Here is a 7,227-nt window from a genome sequence, read left to right as displayed (position 1 = left end):
ATCAGGCGGCGTCCTGCTGCGGGTTGGAGGCGGTGCCGTCACTCGCCATCGGCTTGCGCACGAAGGCGTCGAATTCGAAGTGGTCGACGGTCAGCATGTCGAGTACCTCGGCTTCGAAGACGCGCATGAAGTCGCCATCCTCGGCGGACAGGATGCCTGCCTCGACCGCCGCTTCGATGCGCGCTTCCGGTGACAGTGCATCGGCCGGAATCTCGCCCTTGTGGTAGGCCTTGGCCAGCGCCTTGTAGATCGGCTCGGCGCGCGGATAGTCCTTGAGCAGCGCGTTGTAGCGGGCGAGGGCGTTGTCCTGCTGGCCTTCGTCCTGGGCATCCCAGGTGTTGTCGGTCAGCTTGGCACGCAGTGCAGTGTCGGTGGAGACGGCACGGGCGATCTCGCGGGTCAGGCTGTCCCTGGGCATGGCGAACTGACGGCCACGCGGCAGGGCGATCACGCGCAGGGCAGTGCCCAGCGCACGGTTGGGCAGGTTGGCGAACAGCTCATCCAGTGCCTTTTCCGCGCGGTGCAGCAGCCATTGCATGCTGTAGTGGAACAGCGCCTCTTCGTGTTCGCAGGCCTCGGATTCGTGCCACTGCTTGAGCGTCAGTGACGCCAGGTAGAGGTTGGAGAGCACGTCGCCCAGGCGTGCCGACAGCATCTCGCGCGCCTTGAGGCTGGAGCCAAGGCTTGCCATGGCCGCATCGGCGGACAGCGAGAAGGCGGCGCTGAAGCGGTTGATGTGGCTGGCATAGGGCGTGGCGACGGCGTCGAAGCCAGTGGCCTTGCCGCCGATGCCGAAGCTCTGGGTGAAGGCGCGTGCCGCGTTGCCGAAGATCAGGCCGGCATGGCGGAAGAAGGCCTTGTCGAAGGCGTTCAGGTCATCGGCGTCCTTGGCGGCCAGCTCTTCCAGCACGTAAGGATGGCAGCGGATCGCGCCCTGACCGAAGATCATCAGGTTGCGGGTCATGATGTTGGCGCCTTCCACCGTGATCGAGACCGGAGTGCCGGCGTAGGCCACGCCGATGTAGTTGCGCGGGCCAAGCGTCACGCCGCGTCCGCCGTGGATGTCCATGCCGTCGGCCAGCAGCGAGCGGGCCATCTCGGTCAGCTGGCTCTTGAGGATGGCGGAGGGCACCGCCGGCTTGTGGCCGTTGTCGATCATGTTGGCGGTGTGCAGCACCGACGCCTGGCTGATGTAGTTCATCGCGGCCATGCGGGCCAGCGGCTCCTGCACGCCTTCCATCTCGGCCACCGGCAGATTGAACTGACGACGGATGCGCGCAAAGCCGGCGCTCCAGCCCAGTGCGTAGCGCGAGATGCCCGCGGAGCCGGACGGCAGGGTGATGCAGCGACCCACCGACAGACATTCGACCAGCATCTTCCAGCCCTGGCCGGCCATCTGCTCGCCACCGATCAGGTAGCTGAGCGGGATGAAGACGTCCTTGCCGAAGATCGGGCCATTCATGAACGGCGCGCCGATCGGGTGGTGACGACGGCCGATGTCCATGCCGTCGGTGTCACGCGGAATCAGGGCGCAGGTGATGCCGATGTCTTCCACGTCGCCCAGCAGGTGTTCGGGGTCGAACATGCGGAAGGCCAGGCCGACCACGGTGGCGACCGGCGCCAGGGTGATCCAGCGCTTCTCGAAGTTCAGGCGAATGCCGACGACTTCCTCGCCATCATGCATGCCGCGACACACGATGCCGGTGTCCGGGATGGAGGTCGCGTCACTGCCGGCACGCGGGCCGGTCAGGCCGAAACACGGAATCTCGCGGCCATCGGCCAGACGCGGCAGGTAATGGTTCTTCTGTTCTTCGCTGCCGTACTTGAGCAGCAGCTCGCCCGGGCCGAGGGAGTTGGGCACGCCGACGGTGACCATCAGCGTCTCGTTGACCGCCAGCTTCTGCAGCACCAGCGACTGCGCCTTGGCCGAGAAGCCCAGGCCGCCATATTCCTTGGGAATGATCATGCCGAAGAACTTCTCGCGCTTGAGGTATTCCCACAGCGCTTCGGGCAGATCGGCACGCTCACGCGCGATCTCCCAGCTGTTGGTCATGCCGCAGGCGACAGAGCATTGATCATCGATGAAGGCCTGCTCTTCACTGGAGATGCCGTCGTTGCGCTGTGCGGTCAGGGTGTCCCACTGCGGCTTGCCGGAAAAGAGCTCGGCGTCCCAGAACACGGTGCCGGCTTCCAGCGCCACCTTCTCGGTGTCCGAGACCTTGGGGGAGACCTTCTTGAACATCGCGAACAGACGCGGGCTGAGCCACTTGCTGCGCAGGGCCGGCAGGCCACACACCGCGACCAGCGCCGCGCCGATCAGCAGCAGGCAACCCAGTACCGGCGCGTCGACCGCCAGACCGACGATACCGATGATTGCGAGAACGCCGATGGCCGCGAGGGCCCCGGCTTCGCGTGCCATGACGGCCAACAGACCGGCAACGGCGACAAGGATGAGGATGAGCTGCGTCATGGCAGGATCTCCGGGTGGCGAGGGATGGTGTCTTTGCATGGCGTTTCTACAGCGTAGCAGCCATGCGTTTAGAACAGTTGTTTGAATTCTCTTCAGCGTATCCCATGTTGCCCGACCCTGCAGTACGTCCAAGGTCTAAGGTGTGCGGATTCATTCTCGAAAAGGGCAGTCGCCCGGGCGAGGCAGTCGGCGAGCGCCAGACCGGGATGAGTGAAAGCTGTCTGACAGGCATGAAAAAGGCCCCGCAATGCGGGGCCTTGGGCGATCGATAGCGCTTGCGTGCGTGAGGTCAGACTACCTGTCGCAGGCGTTGACTCGCACGGGCTCTGGCGTTGATCAGTGCTCAGTCATTGATCAGTGCTCAGCCATTGATCGGAGCAGAGTCGATCTTGCGCTTGGCGGGCTTCTTGGCCGGCGTGCCGGGTTCGATCACGAAGTAATCGGCGTCGGAGGGCGGCAGCGGCGCGCGGCCACGAATCTTGTCGGCCATCTTCTCGGCCAGCATGATCGTCGGCGCATTCAGGTTGCCGGTCGGGATGACCGGGAACAGCGAGGCATCGACGACGCGCAGGTTGTCGAGGCCATGTACGCGACCGGCACCATCGACCACTGAAGTCTCGTCACTGCCCATGCGGCAGCTGCCACACGGGTGGTAGGCGGTCTCGGCGTGGTTGCGCACGTACTCGTCGAGCTCGGCGTCGGTCTGCGCCTGGGCACCCGGTGCCAGCTCGCGGCCGCGGTAGGGGTCCAGCGCGGGCTGGGCGATGATCTCGCGGGTCAGGCGGATGGCGGCGCGGAACTCTTCCCAGTCACGCTCCTCGGCCATGTAGTTGAAGAAGATCGACGGCGCGGCCTTGGGGTCGAGTGAGGTCAGGCGTACGCGGCCCTTGCTCTGGGAGCGCATCGACCCGACGTGCGCCTGGAAGCCGTGGCCCTGCACTGCGCTCTTGCCGTTGTAGCTGATCGCGATCGGCAGGAAGTGATACTGCAGGTTCGGCCAGGCTTCGTTGTCATCGCTGCGAATGAAGCCGGCGGCCTCGAACTGGTTGCTGGCACCGACACCGGTGCCCTTGAGCATCCATTCCAGACCGATGGGCGGCTGGTTGTACCACTTGAGGGACGGATACAGTGAGATCGGCTGGGTGCACTCGTATTGGATGTAGAGCTCGAGGTGATCCTGCAGGTTCTCGCCCACGCCCGGCAGGTGGTGGACCATCTTCACGCCCAGCGGCTCGAGATGTTCACGGTTGCCGACGCCGGAGCGCTGCAGGATCTGCGGCGAGGCGATGGCGCCGGCGCACAGCAGCACTTCCTTGCGCGCACGCACGCGGTGGTCCTGGCCCTTGCGCTCGTACTTCACGCCGACCGCCGTCTTGCCTTCAAACAGGATGACGTCGGTGGTGGCACGCGTCTCGATGGTCACGTTGGAGCGCTTCTTGGCGGTATCCAGATAGCCGCGTGCGGTGGAGGCGCGACGGCCTTCCCTGGTCACGAAGCGGTCCATCGGGCCGAAGCCTTCCTGCTGGTAGCCGTTGACGTCTTCGGTGGCCGGGTAGCCCGCCTCGATGCCTGCCGCGATGAAGGCATGATAGAGCTCGTTGTTGCCCTGCTTGGGCGTGGTGACCGACACCGGGCCGTCGCCGCCATGGTAGTCATTCGGGCCGATATCGCGCGTCTCGCACTTGCGGAAGTAGGGCAGGCACTCACGATAGTTCCAGTCGGCCAGGATGGGGTCCTTGGCCCAGTTGTCGTAATCCAGCGCATTGCCGCGGATGTAGCACATGCCGTTGATCAACGAGGAGCCGCCCAGGCCCTTGCCGCGGCCACATTCCATGCGACGGTTGTTCATGTGCGGCTCGGGATCGGTCTTGAAGTCCCAGTTGTAGCGCTGACCCTGCAGCGGGTACGCCAGCGCGGCGGGCATCTGGGTGCGGAAGTCGAAGCGGTGGTCGCGGCCACCGGCTTCCAGCAACAGCACGCTGACGTCGGCGTCTTCGCTCAGGCGGGTGGTCAGCACGTTGCCGGCGCTGCCGGCGCCGATGATGACGTAATCGTATTCACGCTCGAATTGGCTCATGGAAGGTCCTCTCGTATCGGGTGCCACATGCGGGCACATGACGCCCCGTTCACGACGGGGAGTGGCCACTGCCGGGCTGCTGGATACGTTTGCTTGTCTGTGGTGAATCGTCGGGGCACCGCATGACAGCAAGCTGCCATCGGGGGCTCAACGACTCATCGGGATTCGGGCACTGCGCGCGGCGCTGGCGAGCGACGCGGCGTGCAGCCGGCATGGCGAGTGTTCGACATGCCGGCAGGTGGGGCATCTGGCGCTTCGTTTTGCTTAGGCCCGGTGCTTGAGGGCCGGTACTTCAGCCTCTGGCGCCAGAGGGTGCTGCTGTCATCAGGCCTTGCGGCCAGTGATGGCTCAGAAGGCGGACTCGAACGGGCCCATCTCGATCAGCACGGACTTGGTCTGGGTGTAGTGAGACAGCGTCTCGACACCGTTCTCGCGACCGATACCGGACTGCTTGTAGCCGCCGACCGGCATTTCGGACGGCGACTCGCCCCAGGTGTTGACCCAGCAGATGCCGGCTTCGAGCTGGTGAATCACGCGATGCGCGCGGTTCAGGCTCTCGGTGAACAGGCCAGCCGCCAGGCCATAGGTGGTGTCGTTGGCGCGACGGATGACTTCCTCTTCACTGTCGAAGGACAGGATGGACATCACCGGACCGAAGATCTCTTCCTGCACGATGCGCATGTCATCGCTGCAGTCGGTGTAGACGGTCGGTGCGACCCAGGCGCCCTTGGCGAAGTCGCCTTCGCTCATGCGCTCGCCGCCGACCAGCAGACGTGCGCCGTCCTGCTTGGCGATCTCCAGATAGGAGACGACCTTGTCCAGGTGCTCGAAGCTGACCAGCGGTCCGAAGGTGGTGGCGCGGTCCTGCGGGTCGCCGGCCTTGATGCGCGCGACGCGCTCGACGATCTTGGCTTCGAAGGCGTCCTTGACGCTGGCTTCGACGAACACGCGGGTGCCGTTGGTGCACACCTGACCGGAGCTGTAGAAGTTGGCCATCATGGCGCCGTCGGCGGCACGGTCGAGATCGGAGTCGGCGAACACCAGCAGCGGGGACTTGCCGCCCAGCTCCATGGTGACTTCCTTGAGGCTGGAAGAGGCGGACGCGGACATGACTTTCTTGCCGGTGCCGGCTTCCCCGGTGAAGGAGATCTTGGCGATATCCGGGTGCTCGGTGAGCATCACGCCGACGCGTGCATCGCCCTGCACGACGTTGAACACGCCGTCCGGCAGGCCGGCTTCGGTGAAGATCTCGGCCAGCTTCAGTGCGCTCAGCGGAGTGACTTCGCTGGGCTTGAAGACCATGGCGTTGCCGGCGGCGAGGGCCGGGGCAGACTTCCAGCAGGCGATCTGGATCGGGTAGTTCCAGGCACCGATGGCGCCGATGACGCCCAGCGGCTCCTTGCGGGTATAGACGAAGGCTTCCTGACGCAGCGGCATCTGGCTGCCTTCGATGGCCGGCGCGAGGCCCGCGTAGTACTCGAGTGCATCGGCACCGGTGACGATGTCGACCGCTTCGGTCTCGGACAGCGGCTTGCCGGTGTCGAGAGTCTCGAGCAGCGCCAGTTCGTCGTTGCGCTCGCGCAGCAGGTCCACGGCGCGACGCAGGATGCGTGAACGCTCCATGCCGGTCATCGCGGCCCACACCTTCTGACCCTGCAGGGCGCTTTCGACGGCGGTATCGACGTCGGCACCGCTGGCCTGCTGGATCTCGGCGATGACTTCGCCGGTGGCCGGGTTGACGGTCTCGAAGGTCTCGCCGGAGGTAGCCTCGACCCGACGGCCACCGATGTAGAGGGTCTGGGTCGGGAAGCTTGCGTTGCCGTTAGCCATGCGTGCGCTCCTTACTGGGTTCAGGGGAAGTGGGGGAGTCTGTCGCGTTCAGGGATGCTGCCATGTGACGTGTCAGCTGGTAGTCGACATATTCATAGGCGAGGCGGCGTGCGCGCTCGACATCGAGGCCGGTCGGGTCCAGCGTACCGCGCAACCACAGGCCGTCGATCAAGGCGGCCAGTCCGGCCGCGGCATCACGTGCCTCGTTCAGCGGCATGCAGCGGCGGAACAGGGCACACAGATTGGAGATCAGCCGCCTGTCGTTGACTCGCTGCAGGCGTTCCAGCGGAATGCGGTGCATGCTGGAGGCCCAGAAGGCCAACCAGGTCTTGGAGACGCTCTGACTGACCTGGCTGCGGTCAAAGTTGCCGTCGATCACCGCGCGCAGATGGCTGCGGACGTCATCGTCGGCCAGTGCGGCGCGACGCTCACTGACGGCGCTGCGCAGGTCAGTGAGAATCTGGCGCATGGTGGCTTCCATCAAGCCATCCTTGCCGCCGAAATAGTGGCTGATGATGCCGGTGGAAACACCTGCGTGACGGGCGATGCGGGCCACGGTCGCGTCGGCGAGTCCTGCCTCATCGATGGCTTGCATGGTGGCCTGGATCAACTGGCGGCGGCGGATAGGTTCCATTCCCACTTTGGGCATCAACGGAGTCCTTTTCGTATATCGGGTCGGTGTGACACTTGGTGTGGCCATGGTACTGGATCATCACCGGTTTGCCGCGAGCGCTGCACCATGCTGTCGTGCGCAGAGTTTTTATTGAACGTTCAATTAACAAAAAGTGTAGAGGCTGGTTCCCGATGCGTCAAGTTGAGGCAAGGTGGGGCGGTCAGGGGGCGGTCAGGG

The 7,227-nt window shown here is 64.8% G+C and carries 4 protein-coding genes; all 4 read right to left on the bottom strand.

Annotated elements, in window-relative coordinates; translation table 11 throughout:
* Position 1: 1 nt before the first annotated feature.
* Entirely contained in the window at positions 2–2,470 is a 2,469-nt protein-coding gene (locus AC4FAH_RS02065; protein WP_288989499.1) for an acyl-CoA dehydrogenase, read from the bottom strand.
* Between the two features lie 361 nt (positions 2,471–2,831).
* Complete coding sequence (betA, locus tag AC4FAH_RS02060) at positions 2,832–4,547, bottom strand: choline dehydrogenase (RefSeq protein WP_490245596.1); 1,716 nt, start codon at positions 4,545–4,547, stop codon at positions 2,832–2,834.
* Between the two features lie 348 nt (positions 4,548–4,895).
* Positions 4,896–6,377, bottom strand: coding sequence for a betaine-aldehyde dehydrogenase (gene betB / locus AC4FAH_RS02055; RefSeq protein WP_043335915.1), 1,482 nt, complete (start codon positions 6,375–6,377; stop codon positions 4,896–4,898).
* Complete coding sequence (betI, locus tag AC4FAH_RS02050) at positions 6,370–7,026, bottom strand: transcriptional regulator BetI (RefSeq protein WP_043335913.1); 657 nt, start codon at positions 7,024–7,026, stop codon at positions 6,370–6,372. The genes betB and betI overlap by 8 nt, the downstream gene beginning before the upstream one ends.
* Positions 7,027–7,227: the final 201 nt, after the last annotated feature.

The organism is Cobetia sp., from assembly GCF_983723665.1.
The sequence above is the reverse complement of the archived record's forward strand: the minus strand, read 5'-3'. Positions and strand labels throughout refer to the sequence as shown.

Coding starts and splice junctions, on each gene's coding strand:
- betB (WP_043335915.1), bottom strand. CDS start 6,377: ATGGCTAACGGCAACGCAAGCTTCCCGACCCAGACCCTCTACATCGGT.
- betA (WP_490245596.1), bottom strand. CDS start 4,547: ATGAGCCAATTCGAGCGTGAATACGATTACGTCATCATCGGCGCCGGC.
- AC4FAH_RS02065 (WP_288989499.1), bottom strand. CDS start 2,470: ATGACGCAGCTCATCCTCATCCTTGTCGCCGTTGCCGGTCTGTTGGCC.
- betI (WP_043335913.1), bottom strand. CDS start 7,026: ATGCCCAAAGTGGGAATGGAACCTATCCGCCGCCGCCAGTTGATCCAG.